The sequence below is a fragment of the Amycolatopsis sp. NPDC050768 genome, assembly GCF_040654155.1.
Lineage (GTDB): Bacteria > Actinomycetota > Actinomycetes > Mycobacteriales > Pseudonocardiaceae > Amycolatopsis.
Genome location: NZ_JBFAHL010000023.1, coordinates 51,658 through 67,255, shown reverse-complemented (window position 1 = coordinate 67,255; position 15,598 = coordinate 51,658). Strand labels below are relative to the sequence as shown.

Genomic DNA, 15,598 nt, shown 5'->3' with positions numbered 1-15,598 from the left:
CCCCGACACGCCTTCGGTCACATTCCGAACACGCGAAGTGAAGGTTCGCGGCTGATCACCCGGATTGTCTAGGGGCCATCGGGTGACCTGCGGTGAACGGGTCGTGATCTCAGTCGCATACGGTGTAGCCCGGCGCGGGTCCGGTCCCCTGATCAGACAAAAGGGTAAAGTCTTCTTTACTCGACGGTCTCGACGGGAACCAGCAGGCCCGAGCGGTCGTTGAACCCCATGCAAGGTGCCAGCAGATCCAGGAGGATCAGGTGCGTTCCAGTAGCAACCCGGCGTTCCGCAACCTGTCCCGCGGTTCGACCGCTTCAGGGCAGTACGGGCCGAACGTGGGCTTCGACCAGCGGCCCTACGGCACTCCGCAGGGCCAGGGCGGTGTGCCCGGCTACGGTCCCGGGCAGATGGCCGCCGGTTCCGCCGACCGTCCGATGACGGTCGACGACGTCGTCATCAAGACCGGTCTTTCGCTGGGCACCGCGCTGGTGTTCGGCGTTCTCACGGCGATCTGGGCCCAGAACCAGCTCGTCACCGACTCGCTCGGCCGCGTCACCGGGATGAGCGGGGCGCTGCTCGGCGCTCTGTTCGGCGGCCTGATCGTGGGCCTGGTCCTCTCGCTCGTGATCATCTTCGGGCAGAAGGCGAGCGGTCCGCTCACGCTGGCCTACTCGGCCGCCGAGGGCATTTTCCTCGGCGCGCTCAGCGGGCTGTTCGAGCTCGTCTACCCGGGGATCGCGCTGCAGGCGCTGATCGGCACGGCGGGTGTGTTCATCGCGATGCTGGTGGTCTACAAGACCGGCGCCGTGAAGGTCACGCCGAAGCTGACCAAGTGGATCGTCGGGGCCGTGGGCGGCGTCGTGATCCTGATGCTGGTCAACCTGGTCACCGCGCTGTTCTTCGGCTTCAACCCGCTGCGCGACGGCAGCCCGATCGCGATCATCTTCAGCCTGGTGGTCATCGGCATCGCCGCGTTCAGCTTCCTGCTCGACTTCGACCAGGCCGACCGCATGATCCGGTCGGGGATGCCGGCCAAGTGGGCGTGGTTCGCGGCCTTCGGTCTCATGACCACGCTGGTGTGGCTGTACCTCGAGATCCTGCGGCTGTTGTCCTACCTACGCGACTAGTGCTCGCGTAGGAATCCCGAGAAGGCGCTCCGTGTACTACGGGGCGCCTTTTCTGTGTACACGTTCTGTACGCGGGGAAATCGCTCTTCGCGCGACGGAGCGCGTACGCAGAGTGCTTGTGCGAGGCCAATTCCCGGCCGCAACAGTGCAGGTGGAGGACTTTCCGCGGGCGCGTGGAGAATGCGAAAAGTCGTCTACGTCGTGCTTCGGGCGAAATCGATGGCTTTTTGTCGGTGGCGTCCTCTAGCCTCGACGACGTCGCGCAAGGGGGACCCAATCTGGGGCTTGCGTGACCTTTTGCTCTCGAACTTGCTCTCGATCGATGGGGATGGTCCACCGCATGTCCGAACAACCGAGCCCGGCCGCGCCGGGCGCCGCCGGGCTCGACGACAAACTCGACCGCGGCGTGCTGAAGATCGCCTCCGTCGTGGTGCTCGGCGCCATCATGGCGATCCTCGACACCACGGTCGTCAACGTGGCGCTGCAGAAGCTCACGATCCAGTTCTCCACGTCGTTCGACACGATCCAGTGGGTCGCCACGGGCTACATGCTCGCGCTGGCCACGGTCATCCCGGTCACGGGCTGGGCCTCGGACCGCTTCGGCACGAAACGCTTGTACCTGCTGGCGATCGGTACGTTCCTCGTCGGTTCGATGCTCGCGGGGCTCGCGTGGAACGTCGAGTCGCTGATCATCTTCCGCGTCGTGCAGGGGCTCGGCGGCGGCATGCTGATGCCCGCGGGCATGACGATCCTGACGCGCACCGCGGGTCCGCAGCGCATCGGCCGCGTGATGTCCGTGCTCGGCGTGCCGATGCTGCTGGGCCCGATCTGCGGCCCGATCCTCGGCGGCTGGCTCGTCGACGCCGTGAGCTGGCGCTGGATCTTCTACATCAACGTGCCGATCGGCGTCATCGCGTTCGTGCTCGCGCTGCGCCTGCTGCCGAAGGACAAGGCGACGAAGTCGGGCCGCTTCGACTTCGCGGGGCTGCTGATGGTGTCGCCGGGCCTGGCGGCCCTGATCTTCGGCGTCTCGCGCATCCCGTCCACCGGCACGGTCACCGCGATCGAGGTGTGGCTGCCGGCGGTCGCGGGCATCGTGCTGCTGGTGAGCTTCGTGCTGCGCGCGCTGCGGGTGGCGGACCCGTTGATGGACCTGAGCCTGTTCCACAACCGGACGTTCTCGGTCTCGATGATCACGCTTTCGGTGTTCTGCATGGGCTTCTTCGGCGCGATGCTGCTGCTGCCCACGTACTTCACCCTGGTGCGCGGCGAATCCGCGCTGCACGCCGGCCTGCTGCTCGCACCGCAGGGCTTCGGCGCGATGATCGCGATGCCGATCGCGGGCCGTTTGTTCGACAAGCTCGCGGCCCGCCGCATCGTGCTGCCGGGCCTGGCGCTGATCGTGGTGGGCATGGTGCCGTTCACGCAGGTCACGTCGACCACGCCGTACGCGCTGCTGCTGTCCGCCGCGTTCGTCATGGGCCTCGGCATGGGCTGCACGATGATGCCGATCACGTCAGCCGCCCTGCAGACGTTGCGCTCCGAGGACATGGCCAAGGCCTCGACCACCACGAGCATCCTGCAGCAGACGTCGGGCGCCATCGGCTCCGCGATCATGTCCATCGTGCTGGCCGCCCTGCTCGGCTCCCGCTTCGGCGTCCCGACGAGCCAAGGCCAGCTGGCGGCCACGGTGGCCACCCTGAACCCCGCCACGCACACCGCCGCGTCCGCCGTCGCCGCCGGCGCCTTCGCGACGCCCTTCCTGATCGCCACGGTGATCCTCGCGCTCTGCCTGGTGCCCGCCGCCTTCCTGCCGAACAAGCGCTTCATCCCGACAGTCCCTTCGTCGGGCTCGGACGACGCGGTGGCCCCGGTCCCGGCGGCGCCGTTGCACTGACTGGGTTTGCTTCAGGGGAGAGGCCGCCCGCAACCAAGGTCGCGGGCGGCCCTTCTTCCGTACCTACCTCAAGAAAGCGGCCTACTTCAGGAAAGACGCTCCAGCACCATCGCCATCCCCTGCCCGCCACCAACACACATCGTCTCCAGCCCGAACTGCTTGTCGTGGTGCTGCAGCGAGTTGATCAACGTCGACGTGATCCGCGCCCCCGTCATGCCGAACGGGTGGCCGACCGCGATGGCGCCGCCGTTGACGTTGAGGCGGTCGAGGTCGATGCCGAGGTCGCGGTAAGACGGGATGACCTGCGCGGCGAACGCCTCGTTGATCTCGACGAGGTCGATGTCCGAAATGGACAGACCCGCGCGAGACAGCGCCTGCTTCGAAGCCTCGACCGGTCCGTAGCCCATGATCTCCGGCGACAGGCCCGTGACGCCCGTCGACACGATGCGGGCCAGCGGCGTGAGGCCGAGCTCGCGCGCCTTGGTGTCGGACATGACGATCACGGCGGCGGCGCCGTCGTTGAGCGGGCAGCAGTTGCCGGCGGTGATGCGGCCGTCGGGGCGGAACACGGGCTTCAGGCCGGACACGCCTTCGATGGTCACGCCGGCGCGCGGGCCGTCGTCCTTGGACACGACGGTGCCGTCGGGCAGCGTGACCGGCGTGATGTCCTTGGCCCAGAAGCCGTCGGCGATCGCCTTCTCCGCGAGGTTCTGCGAGCGCACGCCGAACTCGTCCATGTCCTCGCGCGTGATGCCCTTGAGCCGCGCCAGGTTCTCGGCGGTCTGGCCCATGGCGATGTAGACGTCGGGCACAGTGCCCTCACCGCGCGGATCGGTCCAGGTGTCCGTGCCCGACGAAGCGGTCGCCACGGTGCGGGCCTCGGCGTCGGCGAAGAGCGGGTTGTGCGTGTCGGGCCAGGAGTCCGAGCTGCCCTTCGCGAAGCGCGACACGGCCTCGACGCCCGCGGAGATGAAGACGTCACCCTCGCCGGCCTTGATCGCGTGCATCGCCATGCGGGTGGTCTGGAGGCTGGAGGAGCAGTACCGGGTGATCGTGCAGCCGGGCAGGTGGTCGTAGCCGAGCTCGACAGCCACCGCGCGGCCCATGTTGAAGCCGGACTCGCCGCCGGGCAGACCACAGCCGAGCATCAGGTCGTCGATGTCGGCGGGGTCCAGCTGCGGCACCTTGTCGAGCGCCGCCCGGATCATCTGCACGGCGAGGTCGTCGGGGCGCATGCTGACCAGCGAGCCCTTGGCGGCACGGCCGATCGGGGAGCGGGCGGTGGAGACGATGACGGCTTCGGGCATGGCGTGACACTTCCTCGGGTCGGTGACAACGGCGGGCGCTAAGCGGTTGCTCACCATAGTGCCGCCTGTCCCGTCTCCCGCAAAGCCCAACGCGACGCGGACCACTATCGGGCGCCGGCAGGACCTCCGCCGTGACCGTGCACCTCCGCCCCGCCGAGGACGGCGACAGCTGGTTCTGGCCGAACGTCGACCTGGACCTCTCCGGTGCGAAGCTCGTCGACCTGTCGCTGAAGTACTGCCGGGTCCGGTCGGCGGTGTTCGCCGAGGTGGAGTTCGCCGGGACCACGACGTTCCGCTACACCAGCTTCGCGACCAAGGCCGATCTCACCGGGGCGACGTTCGCCGAGCCGCCCGGCGTCGAGGGGATCGAGCTGCCGCCCGGAACGCCCATGCCGGGCGGGACTGCCACCTTGGAGTCGAGCCGTTCCGCCTGAGTGGACAGCGCCGCAGGTCCAGCGTTTAGGCTGGGCTCGCCGCCGAGATCCGGCGCGGAAGGGCAGGAGCGCAGTCGTGGAGTACGCCGAGCACATCGTCGACCTCGTGGGGAACACCCCGCTGGTCAAGCTGAACTCCCTCACCAAGGGGCTCAAGCCGCTGGTGCTCGCGAAGGTCGAGTACGTGAACCCGGGCGGCAGCGTGAAGGACCGCATCGCGCTGCGGATGATCGAGGCCGCCGAGGCGTCGGGCGCCCTCAAGCCAGGCGGCACGATCGTGGAGCCGACGTCGGGCAACACCGGTGTGGGCCTGGCGATGGTCGCGCAGCGCAAGGGTTACAAGTGCGTGTTCGTCTGCCCGGACAAGGTGAGCGAGGACAAGCGCAACGTCCTGCGCGCGTACGGCGCCCGCGTCGTCGTGTGCCCGACGGCCGTCGCGCCCGAGCACCCCGACTCCTACTACAACGTGTCCGACCGCCTCGTCCGCGAGATCGACGGCGCCTGGAAGCCGAACCAGTACGCCAACCCCGCGAACCCCGAGAGCCACTACCTCTCCACCGGCCCCGAGATCTGGCGCCAGACCGAGGGCAAGGTGACGCACTTCGTCGCCGGCGTCGGCACCGGCGGCACGATCTCCGGCACCGGCCGCTTCCTCAAGGAGGCCAGCGACGGCCGCGTGCAGGTCGTCGGCGCCGACCCCGAGGGCTCCGTCTACTCCGGCGGCAGCGGGCGCCCGTACCTGGTCGAGGGCGTGGGCGAGGACTTCTGGCCCGAGACCTACGACCGCGGCATCGCCGACCGGATCATCCCGATCTCCGACGCGCACTCGTTCGACATCACCCGCCGCCTCGCGGTGGAAGAGGGCCTGCTGGTCGGCGGCTCGTGCGGCATGGCCGTCGCCGCCGCGCTGAAGCTCGCCGAGGGCCTGACCGAGGACGACGTCGTGGTGGTCCTCCTGCCCGACGGCGGCCGCGGCTACCTCACCAAGGTTTTCAACGACGACTGGATGTCGTCCTACGGCTTCCTCCCGCCCGACTCCTCGGGCGCGACGGTGGGCGATGTGCTCACCAAGAAGAGTGGCTCCCTGCCCAGCCTCGTGCACACGCACCCGAACGAGACCGTGGCGGAGGCCGTCGCGATCCTGTCGGAGTTCGGCGTGAGCCAGATGCCCGTGGTCAGCGCGGAGCCGCCGGTCATGGCCGCCGAGGTGGTGGGCGCTGTCAACGAGCGCGACCTGCTCGACGCGCTGTTCACCGGCAAGGCCCAGCTCGCGGACAAGCTCGAGACGCACATGTCGCCGCCGCTGCCGACGATCGGTGCCGGCGAACAGGTCAGCTCCGCGATGAAGGCGCTCGAGGGCGCGGACGGCGCGTTGGTCTTGATCGACGGCAAGCCCGCAGGGGTCGTCACCAGGCACGATCTGCTCGGGTTCCTCGCGGGGCGCTAGCTGACGACACTGCGCTGTTGGTCACCGATCCGATCACAGCCACGGCGGGAGTGTTGCCAGACCCGGCAGCGTCCGGTTAACTTCCCGCCTACTTCTGGTCGGATCGGTAAAACGGCAAAGCGGGCCGGGGCGTTCCGAGCGCCCTGCCCCGCTATCCGATAGCGTGGGCGCGATAGAACTTTTTCGCGTCCTCGTCAAGGGGGTTCAAGACCCACATGAGTGCTCCGCAGCCACCGAACCAGCCCGGGGACGGCGGCGAGCAGCCGCCGCAGGGCCCACCGAGTGGTCCCACACCTCAGCAGGACAGTCCTTTCGGCGCGTCGGAGCCGACCCAGGTGGTCCAGCCGGGCCAGCCGTACCCGTCGGCCCCGTCTTCGGGCGATGGCGGACTGTTCGGCGAAGCCCCCGAGCCCACGCAGGTCGTGCGGCCCGGTGACGCGAACATCGGCGGCGAAAGCCACTTCGGCGCCGAGTCGACGCAGCTCGTCCCGCCCGGCTCGCAGCCGCCGGCCATCCCGTACTCCCCGCCGCCGAGCGCGGCCGACAACCCCGCTGCCATGGGCGGCGGGTTCGGCCAGCAGGGCTTCGGGGGACAGCCCGGTGCTCCGGGTGCTCCTGGTGGCTTCGGTCAGCCGGGCCAGCCGCAGGGCTTCGGCGCCCCGGGCGGGTTCGACCAGGGCCAGGGTGCCTTCGGTGCCCCGCCGCAGGGCGGTTTCGGTCAGCCGGGTCAGTCCGGGCAGCCGGGTCAGCCGGGCGGTTTCGGAGCGCCGCCGGCCTTCGGTGCCCCGCCTGTCGCGTCCGGTGGCGGCAACAGCATGTACGGCTTCATCGCCGGTGGCGTCGTGGCGCTGCTGGGTGTGCTGTCGCTGATCTGGTCGTTCCTCTACATGGGCGACGCGAGCGACTACTCGTCCAGCCTCGACCAGGCCCGCCAGTCGGCCGGTGACGCGAAGGTCGACGAGCTGCTGGGCCAGTCCGGCCTCGCTTCGCCGGGCGCCATCTGGTTCTACGTGATCATGGTCCTGGTCGGCGCGGTCGTCTCCATCGCGGGCGGCGCCGGGCTCATCCTGGCCGGCCGCCTCGGCGGGATCAAGAAGATCGTGCCGATCGTGGTCGCCGTGGGCGGCGTGCTGCTGGGCGTCTTCGGCGTTCTGCTCATCGCCGGCTCCACGCCGAACCAGGAGGTCCTCGACCAGGCCGGCGGCAACGCCGCCGACAGCATCGGCATGCCGACGCTCATCTTCGGCATCCTGATCTTCATCGTCGGGCTCCTCGGCCTGATCCCGCCCACCGCCCAGTTCGTCGGCCTCGGCGGCGGCACCCCGGGCGGCGCGGGCGGCTTCGGTGGCCCCGCGGGTGGCGCTGGTGGCTTCGGCCAGCCGGGTCCCTTCGGCCAGCCGCAGCAGGGCTTCGGCCAGCCGGGCCCCTTCGGCCAGCCGGGTCAGCCCGGTCAGCCGGGTCAGCCTGGCTTCGGCCAGCCCGGCGAGCAGCCCCCGTTCGGCCAGCCCGGCTTCGGCCAGCAGCCCAACCCGAGCAGCGGCGGCTTCCCCCAGCCCGGCGGCTACGGTCAGCCCCCGCAGCCCGGCTACGGCCAGCCCGGCGAACAGCCCGGCAGCGGCGGTTTCCCGCAGCCGGGCCAGCCCCAGCCCGGCCAGCCCCAGCCCGGTTACGGCCAGCAGCCCCCTCCGGGCTACGGCCCGCCCCCCGGCTACGGCCAGCCCCAGCCGGGTCAGCAGCCGCCCCCGGGCTACGGCCCCCCGCCCGGGCAGCAGCCCCCGGGCTACGGTCAGCCGCCGCAGCAACAGCAGTGGTGACCAGCTGAGCTTGACGTGAAGGGCCCCTTCGGTGCATCGCATCGAAGGGGCCTTTTGCTGTCCGGCGGCTCTTCGGCTCTGCAACTGGCTCGACCCGCGCTCGCTTTCGCGCCGCCGCCGGGCAATCGCCGAGGCCTGTCCTCTCGCAGGTCGCACGGCGGCCCGCGCCGCCCGCGCCGCGCGGTGGCGGACGGCCGCACTTGGTTGGCGCGATCGACTTCGCAGGGCGGAGACCAGGCTGGGCATCCGCGCAGGGCTTGGCTCGACCCGTACTCGCCTTCGCGCCGCCACCCGGCAATCGCTGGGTCCGGTCCTCTGGCAGGTCGCACGGCGGCCCGCGCCGCGCGGTGGCGGACGGCCGCGTTTGGCTGGCGCAATCGACTTCGCAGGGCGGAGGACCAGGCTGGGCAACCGTGCGGGACTTGGCTTCCGTCGCGGCGCGGAACAGCGGTGAGCCGCGGAGTTTCGCCGGCCGCGATTCACGTCGCGGCGCGGAGGACGCGGCCGAGTCTCGCTCTTCGGGTTCGGATCGGCGATGAACCCCACCAGAAGGGGCGAGCCGCGAAGCGTTGCCGCCTGCAGTCGTCTCCGCGACCTTCACGCCTGAGCGGATTCCCGGCGAGGTTCGGGTTTGCGACCTCTGCCGCAGGCGGTGGCTCGCCACTCGCCTTGATGAACTGCCGGAAGTTGCCACCAGCCGTCGACCTTTCCTGACCGGAAGTCTGGTCGGCCTGCCGAATACCGCTCGGTATCGCGAACTGCACCGGCCGAAGCAGACCCGCCCCCAGTCTCCGCGGCCCATTTCCGCACTGTCGGCACTTCTCCCGTTGCGCTCCGGCAGCGTGGAGCCGCAACACAGCGCCCGGTCACCCGTACAGCCGATCTTTGCGAAAAATTGAGAAATGCTGTTTTTCAGTAACGCTTCACCCTTCTGATCTTGACCCATTACCCGACCTGGGCGGAACGGGCACTGGTTCTTCATCGCTTCACCATTTCTCGTCCATGATCGCGATTTCCGGGCTAGGGTGAGCCGTTCGTTTTCGCCTTCGGCCCGAGGGGGAGCAGAGTTGAGCGGCCCGTACGGATCTCCAGCGCAGCAGCGGTCAGGTCCCGCGCACGGGGAACCGCCTGCGCGGCGCGGCCGGCCGTCCGGGGCGACGGCGTTGGTCGCGGCGCTGCTGGGGCTCGTGGCGGCCGGGGCGGCGGGCTACTTGCCGGCGACGTTGTTCATCGACATCCCTTCGGGGTTCAGCCTCGGCGACCTTCCCGTGTGGACACTCGTGGATCTCGGCGGCTACCTGGGTGCCGGTCTCTTCCTGCTCGTCGGCGCGCTCGCCACGATCTTCCGCGCCACCGCCGGCGCCGTGCTGCTGATCCTCGGCGCGGTGATCGCCATCGGCGCGATCCTGCTGGAGCCGACGCTCGGCAACGGCGGCTACGCGGCCTACTTCGAGGTCGTGTTCGCGCTGAACGGCTTCGCGGCCGTCGACCGGGCGGTGCTGGTGGTGCTGGCGCCGCTCGTGCTGGTGCTGGCCGCGCTGCGCCCGACGTTCTCGTATCTCAGGTACCGGGCGTACGTGCCCGGGCAGTGGTGATTTTCGCCCCGGAAACGTCTCCGGCCTGGCACGATACGGGGACATCTCCCCGCAGCCGGTGGGGGCCGGATTCCCGAGGACTTCCGTGAGCTATCCCCAGAACCCCGGCCAGGGGCAGAATCCGCAGCAGCCGTACGGTCAGCAGCCCTCCGGCCCACAGCCCGTCCCCGGCCAGCAGCCCAACGGTCAGCCGTACCCGGGCCAGCAGCCGGCGCCCTACTCCGGTCCGCAGCCGATGCCGGGGCAGCCGTACCCGGGCCAGCAGCCCGTGCCCGGCCAGTACCCCCAGCAGTACGGCCAGCCGAGCCAGCCGTTCCCCGCGTACCCGGGCGGTCCGGGTGTGCTCCAGCAGAAGCCGGGCGGCGGAACCGCGATCACCGCGGCCGTGCTGGCGATCCTGGGTGGCATCGTCGCGCTGATCGGGGTGATCGGCTCGATCATCGGGCTTTCGGCGCTGCACGGTGCCGAGGTGCTCTTCATCGTCTCGCTGGTCGTCGATCTCGCGCTCGCCGGTCTGCTGCTCTACGGCGCCATCGCGCTGATCATGCACAAGCCGGCGGGCCGGATGTGCGTGATCATCGGCTGCGGCGTCTCGATCGCGTTCTCCGTGATCTCGTTGATCCTGACCGCGACCGGCGCCACCGCTCTAGGTTCGTCGGCCGAGTTCCTGGGCTACGGCGTCGCGAGCGGCATCGTCGCGCTCATCCCGCCGGTGGCCACGCTGGTCCTGGCGATCGTGAAGCCCACCCAGCTCTGGGTCGGGCTCGGCGCGCCGGCGCAGCCGCAGTACCCGGGCACCTACCCTCCGCAACAAGGCTGGTGACGGACCGGTCCCGCCAGGCGCAATCGCCGCCGGGTGGGACCGCACCGGCGGGACCTGCGATGACAGGTGGCAGCAGGCGTGAATTCCATCCCACCTGGCGGGATTGTCGGTACCGGGCCGTACCCTGGAACCATGGTCGACGACTACTCCGTGCTGGGCTTCGAAACACGCGCCATCCACGCCGGGCAGCAGCCCGATCCGCGGACGGGCGCCGTCATCGTGCCTATTTACCAGACGTCGACCTACGCGCAGGACGGTGTCGGCGGCACCCGTGAGGGTGACTACGAGTACTCGCGCACGGCGAACCCCACGCGCACCGCGCTGGAGCAGGCCTTGGCCTCGCTGGAGGGCGCTCGGCACGCGCTGGCGTTCGCGTCCGGCATGGCGGCGTCCGATGCGGTGCTGCGCACGACCCTGCGCCCGGGCGACCACCTGGTGCTGGGCAACGACGCGTACGGCGGCACGTTCCGCCTGATCGACAAGGTGCTGAGCCTCTGGGGCATCGAGCACACTGTCGCCAACCTCGCGAACGTCGACGAGGTCCGCGCCGCCTTGCGGCCCGAGACCAAGCTGATCTGGTGCGAGACGCCCACCAACCCGCTGCTCGGCATCGCCGACATCGCGGCCCTGGCCGGCGTGGCCCACGACGCGGGCGCGCGCCTGGTCGTCGACAACACCTTCGCCACGCCGTACCTGCAGACGCCGCTGGCCCTCGGCGCCGACATCGTGGTCCACTCCACGACCAAGTACCTCGGCGGCCACTCCGACGTCGTCGGCGGCGCCGTGCTGACCAACGAGGACGAGGTCCGCGAGCAGCTCTTCTACCTCCGCAACGCCGCCGGCGCCGTCCCCGGCCCCTTCGACGCGTGGCTCACCCTGCGCGGCCTGAAGACGCTGGCCCTGCGCATGGAGCGGCACAGCGACAACGCCGAGCTGATCGTGCAGACGCTCGCCAAGCACCCGAAGGTCTCGAAGGTCTACTACCCGGGCCTGCCCGAGCACCCCGGCCACGAGGTCGCGGCCAAGCAGATGCGCCGCTTCGGTGGCATGGTGTCCTTCCGCCACGCCGACGGCGAGCAGGCCGCGCTGGACGTCGCGTCGCGCACCGAGCTCTTCATCCTGGCCGAGTCCCTGGGTGGCATCGAGTCCCTCATCGAGCACCCGGGCCGCATGACCCACGCCTCCACGGCGGGCTCCACGCTCCAGGTCCCGGCCGACCTGCTCCGCCTCTCCGTCGGCATCGAGGACGGCACCGACCTGGTCGCCGACCTCACGGCTGCGCTGGGCTGAGCCTGTTCTTCAGGGAACCCCCGTGCCGGTCGGCGCGGGGGTTTTCTGCTGTGAGCAGGCAGTTCGAGGCCGGCGGCCTGCGTGCGGTCACTGGCATGGCGAACCTGCCCGTGTGCGAGGCCTGCTCGCCGCGCGACTGGCGGGGCCGGTCCGAGCGCTCTGCGTGGCGGTTCGTCAAAAAATGTGCTGACGATCAGGCTGCCTCGGTGCCCGATCGAACCCGCGCGTACGCGAGAACCCCGCGCCGATCATCGGCCACGGGGTTCGGGATTGGGCAGGTCTGGACCGGTCAGGGCCGGTAGCTGCTCGGCTGCGGACCTGCCGTGTGCAGGGAGTGGTGGACCGCCTCCTGCTGCTCGGCGGGCGCGGCCGGGAGCTCGGAGCCGTCGATGCAGCCGCCGACGAGCTCGACGTGGTTGTCGTGGCGGATGTACTGGGGGTGGGCGCCGCAGCCGGCCGCGTCGACGGTGAAGTAGGCGGCGCCGGTGAGGGCGACGGCGGAAGCGACGCCCAGCACAAGGGGCAGGACTCCGGCCGAACGGGTCGCGCTCGTCCCGCGAGCGGTCGTCGCGTTTTTCGCGCGGGCCATGGTCGCACTCCCTGATCACGTGAGGTTGCCGTTATCAGAGTACCGGTCCCGCGGCGGTGGCACCTCGGCCATCCGTCGGTGGCATCATCGCGACCTATGGAACTGGTCAGCATCGAGCGGATCGAGGAGGCGCGCAAGCTCCTCGAGGGCATCACCAGGGTGACCCCCATGGAACACGCCCGTGACCTGCGGCGCTTACACGGCGGCCCGGTCTACCTCAAGTGTGAAAACCTGCAGCGCACCGGCTCGTTCAAGATCCGCGGGGCCTACACCCGCATCCACGGCCTCACCCAAGAGGAACGCGCCCGCGGCGTCGTCGCGGCCAGCGCCGGCAACCACGCGCAGGGAGTGGCGCTGGCCTCGTCGCTGCTGGGGATCTCGTCGACGGTCTTCATGCCGCTGCGCGCGCCCCTGCCGAAGCTCGCGGCCACCCGCGGCTACGGCGCTGACGTGCACCTCCACGGCGCCGTCCTCGAAGAGACGCTGGCGGAGGCCATCGCGTTCTCCGAGCGCACCGGGGCGGTGTTCATCCACCCGTTCGACCACGTCGACGTGATCGCCGGGCAGGGCACCGTCGGCCTGGAGATCCTGGAGCAGGTGCCTGGCGTGAAAACCGTGCTCGTGGCCACGGGCGGTGGCGGCCTGGTCGGCGGCGTCGCGGCGGCGGTGAAGGGCCTGCGACCCGACATCCGCGTGGTAGGCGTGCAGGCCGAGGACGCCGCCGCGTACCCGCCTTCGCTGGCGGCCGGCTCGCCCGTGCGCCTTCGCGAGCTGCACACGATGGCCGACGGGATCGCCGTCGGCGAGCCGGGTCCGGTGAGCTACGCGCACGTTTCTTCGCTGGTCGACGACGTCGTCACGGTCAGCGAGGAGTCGCTGTCCCGCGCGGTGCTGCTGTGCCTCGAGCGGCGCAAGCTCGTCGTCGAGCCCGCCGGCGCCGCGACGGTTGCCGCGCTCATGCAGCACCCGGGCGCCTTCGAGCCGCCCGTGGTGGCGATCCTGTCGGGCGGCAACGTCGACCCCGTGCTGCTCCAGCAGATCATCCAGCACGGCATGACGGCCGGCGGCCGCTACCTCAAGCTCCACCTGCGCGTGCCCGACCGGCCCGGCTCGCTCGTCTCCGTGCTGACGTGCGTGAAGGAGCTCGGCGCCAACGTCCTCGACGTCGAGCACTCCCGCATCTCCGGCAGCCTCGCCCTCGGCGAGGTCGACGTGGCGCTCGCCCTCGAAACCCGTGGCCCCGAACACTGCAAGGCGGTCGAGGCCGCCCTCGCCGACGCCGGGTTCACCATCGTCCCGTGACCGTCCTCAGTGGACTGGTTGTTCCCCGGTGACCGCCGCCAACGCCAGCTCCCGTGCCGGCTCACCGACCTCGGGCACCTCGAACCGCCGCCCGCGGATGTGGCTCAGCAGCTCGGGGTCTGGCGCCACGGCGTGCTCCCGCAGGTAGTACGCGACGGCGCCGGGCCACACCCAGCTGCCATCGGTCCGGAAGGTCAACGGCACAGCGTCTACGCGCCCCGGATCGAACGCGTCGACGTCGAAACTCCGCGACGCCAACACGGCTGGCGCGGATTCGAGGTAGGCCAGCACCCGCTCGCGCTCCGCCTCGGGCAGCGCCTCTCGCTCCACCACGGGCCGCCCGGCCTCGTCGAGGCCGTCGTACACCCGCGGCGTCCGCATCTCGGCCGCGGTCGTCGCCGGCGGATCCGCGACGCCGGGCTCAACCGGCGCGACGGGGCCGGCCGCTTCCTCCGCGGGTGCCGCGGGGGAAGCGCCACCTTCCGGTGCCGGCGCGGCAATGCCCTCTAGCGGCGCGACGGTTGCTGCCTCGGCCGCCGGTACGGGCGCGGTCGCGTCCTGCTGCTGAGTTGCGGGCGTAGCGCCCGCGTCCGGTGCCGGTTCAGTGCCGCCCTCTGTCGGTATGGCGGCTGCCACGCCGATCGTTTCTCGCGGCTGAGCCGTGGGTGTGCCACCGCTCGCCGGCGCCGCGACGGCGGTGTTCTCCTGAGGCGAGGCGGGGGCTGCGTTTCCGTCCGTCGGCGCCGAAGTGGCGAGATCCTGTCTCGGCGCGGCAGGTGCGGCGGTGTGAGACGCCGGCACAACGGGCGGTGGCGCTGCGCTCTGCGGTGCTGCGGTGCCTTCTTGCGCAGCTGCCGTGCGCTCGTCCGCCGGCACTGGAGCGGTGTCGTTTGTGACGCCGCTCGCCGGCGCTGCGGTGGCGTTGACCTGCGGTGCGGCGGGCGCGTCGGCGTGGGGTGTCGGCGCAACGGGAGGAGGCATAGCGGCCGGGCTGGGCTGCGGAGCCACCGCGCGGTCGGGCGGCGGAGGTGGTGTGTCAGGCGACCACGGTGCCGGAAGGGGCGGCAGCCCCGCGCGCGTCCGCAGCCAAGGCGGGATGAAGGCCTCCGAGCGCGGGAAGAACCGCAGCTCGTCCTGGAAGCCGAGTTGCGGGGGCGGCCGGCGCCAGATCGGCTCGACGTCCGGGCGGAAGTCGAGGCGGGGTGGCTGCCGGGGGGTGAACAGGAGCGTCGCGCTGAGCCAGGTGCCGCGGCCGCGGCGGTACATGCCGCCGCGGAGGACGGCGAGGAGGCGGACGGCCTCGGGGTGCGGGCGGGCCGGGTAGTCGCGCCCGTCCGGGGCCGTGGTGAACACGTCGGCCTCGACGTGCCGCCCCACGGCCCGGTACTCGACCCGCAGCTGCCGCCACCCGGGCGGCACGGCAGAGCCGCAGGCCTGCCCGATCCGCTGGACGAGGTCCTGCTGCTGGGCTGGGCTCAGGGGTGCCGGCGGTTGGCTCAATGCGTCTCCCCGCGGTGGTGTCAGTTGCCGGCGGCGGCGAGCCGCTCGCGGAACCAGTCGGGCATGAACTCCTCGGTGCGGGGGAACCGCTCCTGCTCGATCGCGAACTGCTGCGCGGCCGGGTACGGGTCGAAGTCCGGCTCGTTGCGCCAGTTGTACTGGATCGTGAACCGGCTCGGCGGCTCGATGCCGAAGCGCGCGGAGAACCACGTCCCCTCGCCCTCGGTGTACATCCCGCCGCGCAGGCGCTGGAACATCTTCCAGACGTCCACCGGCGGGTCCCACGGGCGGAACGTGCCACTGGGGTCCTTCACGCCGACGGCGACGTCGACGTTGCGGCCGACCATGCGGTAGTCGATCATCACCTGCTGCCAGCCCGGCGGCAGGGCTTCGACCACGGCCGTGGTGATCTCACCCAGCAGCTCGTTCTGCTGGATCGGGTCCAGCTCCGGCCACTTGAACGGCATCGGTCG

12 protein-coding genes and 1 pseudogene are annotated in these 15,598 nt (G+C 70.8%); 9 read left to right on the top strand and 4 right to left on the bottom strand.

Translation table 11 applies throughout. From position 1 onward, the window contains the following. Nucleotides 1-260: 260 nt before the first annotated feature. The gene (locus tag AB0H62_RS43715) at nucleotides 261-1,127 is read left to right on the top strand and encodes a Bax inhibitor-1/YccA family protein (protein ID WP_360592201.1); all 867 of its coding nucleotides are present in this window, start codon (nucleotides 261-263) and stop codon (nucleotides 1,125-1,127) included. A 340-nt stretch (nucleotides 1,128-1,467) separates the two neighbouring features. Next, nucleotides 1,468-3,024, top strand: coding sequence for a DHA2 family efflux MFS transporter permease subunit (locus AB0H62_RS43710; protein WP_360592200.1), 1,557 nt, complete (start codon nucleotides 1,468-1,470; stop codon nucleotides 3,022-3,024). Nucleotides 3,025-3,110: 86 nt separating this feature from the next. Here AB0H62_RS43710 and AB0H62_RS43705 read toward each other — a convergent pair whose 3' ends face one another. Then, entirely contained in the window at nucleotides 3,111-4,331 is a 1,221-nt protein-coding gene (locus AB0H62_RS43705; protein WP_220244139.1) for an acetyl-CoA C-acetyltransferase, read from the bottom strand. A gap of 131 nt (nucleotides 4,332-4,462) precedes the next feature. Here AB0H62_RS43705 and AB0H62_RS43700 point away from each other — a divergent pair, with 131 nt between their 5' ends. From AB0H62_RS43700 to AB0H62_RS43675, 6 genes are all read left to right on the top strand, one after another. Then, on the top strand, nucleotides 4,463-4,765 hold the full coding sequence (locus AB0H62_RS43700) for a hypothetical protein (protein WP_360592199.1): 303 nt from the start codon (nucleotides 4,463-4,465) through the stop codon (nucleotides 4,763-4,765). A 76-nt stretch (nucleotides 4,766-4,841) separates the two neighbouring features. After that, nucleotides 4,842-6,212, top strand: coding sequence for a cystathionine beta-synthase (locus AB0H62_RS43695; RefSeq protein WP_220244137.1), 1,371 nt, complete (start codon nucleotides 4,842-4,844; stop codon nucleotides 6,210-6,212). 215 nt (nucleotides 6,213-6,427) lie between these two features. Further along, nucleotides 6,428-8,026: a hypothetical protein gene (locus AB0H62_RS43690; RefSeq protein ID WP_220244136.1), complete on the top strand. Its 1,599-nt coding sequence runs from the start codon at nucleotides 6,428-6,430 to the stop codon at nucleotides 8,024-8,026. A gap of 1,163 nt (nucleotides 8,027-9,189) precedes the next feature. Then, nucleotides 9,190-9,621 carry a hypothetical protein gene (locus AB0H62_RS43685; RefSeq protein WP_360592198.1) on the top strand — a complete coding sequence of 144 codons (432 nt, stop codon included), beginning with the start codon at nucleotides 9,190-9,192 and terminating at the stop codon, nucleotides 9,619-9,621. Nucleotides 9,622-9,706: 85 nt separating this feature from the next. Then, on the top strand, nucleotides 9,707-10,444 hold the full coding sequence (locus AB0H62_RS43680) for a hypothetical protein (RefSeq protein WP_360592197.1): 738 nt from the start codon (nucleotides 9,707-9,709) through the stop codon (nucleotides 10,442-10,444). Between the two features lie 132 nt (nucleotides 10,445-10,576). Then, on the top strand, nucleotides 10,577-11,734 hold the full coding sequence (locus AB0H62_RS43675; protein ID WP_220244134.1) for a cystathionine gamma-synthase: 1,158 nt from the start codon (nucleotides 10,577-10,579) through the stop codon (nucleotides 11,732-11,734). 289 nt (nucleotides 11,735-12,023) lie between these two features. Here AB0H62_RS43675 and AB0H62_RS43670 read toward each other — a convergent pair whose 3' ends face one another. Further along, complete coding sequence (locus tag AB0H62_RS43670) at nucleotides 12,024-12,323, bottom strand: hypothetical protein (protein ID WP_354864305.1); 300 nt, start codon at nucleotides 12,321-12,323, stop codon at nucleotides 12,024-12,026. 96 nt (nucleotides 12,324-12,419) lie between these two features. Here AB0H62_RS43670 and ilvA point away from each other — a divergent pair, with 96 nt between their 5' ends. Continuing rightward, complete coding sequence (gene ilvA / locus AB0H62_RS43665) at nucleotides 12,420-13,625, top strand: threonine ammonia-lyase (protein ID WP_220244132.1); 1,206 nt, start codon at nucleotides 12,420-12,422, stop codon at nucleotides 13,623-13,625. Nucleotides 13,626-13,631: 6 nt separating this feature from the next. On the opposite strand, the pseudogene AB0H62_RS43660 reads toward ilvA, so the two are convergent. Both AB0H62_RS43660 and AB0H62_RS43655 read right to left on the bottom strand, forming a co-directional pair. Next, a pseudogene (locus AB0H62_RS43660) lies at nucleotides 13,632-14,012 on the bottom strand (ferredoxin); the annotation flags it as partial. A 1,133-nt stretch (nucleotides 14,013-15,145) separates the two neighbouring features. Continuing rightward, nucleotides 15,146-15,592: a hypothetical protein gene (locus tag AB0H62_RS43655; RefSeq protein ID WP_220244130.1), complete on the bottom strand. Its 447-nt coding sequence runs from the start codon at nucleotides 15,590-15,592 to the stop codon at nucleotides 15,146-15,148. Nucleotides 15,593-15,598: the final 6 nt, after the last annotated feature.

Coding starts and splice junctions, on each gene's coding strand:
- AB0H62_RS43690 (WP_220244136.1), top strand. CDS start 6,428: ATGAGTGCTCCGCAGCCACCGAACCAGCCCGGGGACGGCGGCGAGCAG.
- AB0H62_RS43655 (WP_220244130.1), bottom strand. CDS start 15,592: ATGCCGTTCAAGTGGCCGGAGCTGGACCCGATCCAGCAGAACGAGCTG.
- ilvA (WP_220244132.1), top strand. CDS start 12,420: ATGGAACTGGTCAGCATCGAGCGGATCGAGGAGGCGCGCAAGCTCCTC.
- AB0H62_RS43705 (WP_220244139.1), bottom strand. CDS start 4,331: ATGCCCGAAGCCGTCATCGTCTCCACCGCCCGCTCCCCGATCGGCCGT.
- AB0H62_RS43670 (WP_354864305.1), bottom strand. CDS start 12,323: ATGGCCCGCGCGAAAAACGCGACGACCGCTCGCGGGACGAGCGCGACC.
- AB0H62_RS43675 (WP_220244134.1), top strand. CDS start 10,577: ATGGTCGACGACTACTCCGTGCTGGGCTTCGAAACACGCGCCATCCAC.
- AB0H62_RS43710 (WP_360592200.1), top strand. CDS start 1,468: ATGTCCGAACAACCGAGCCCGGCCGCGCCGGGCGCCGCCGGGCTCGAC.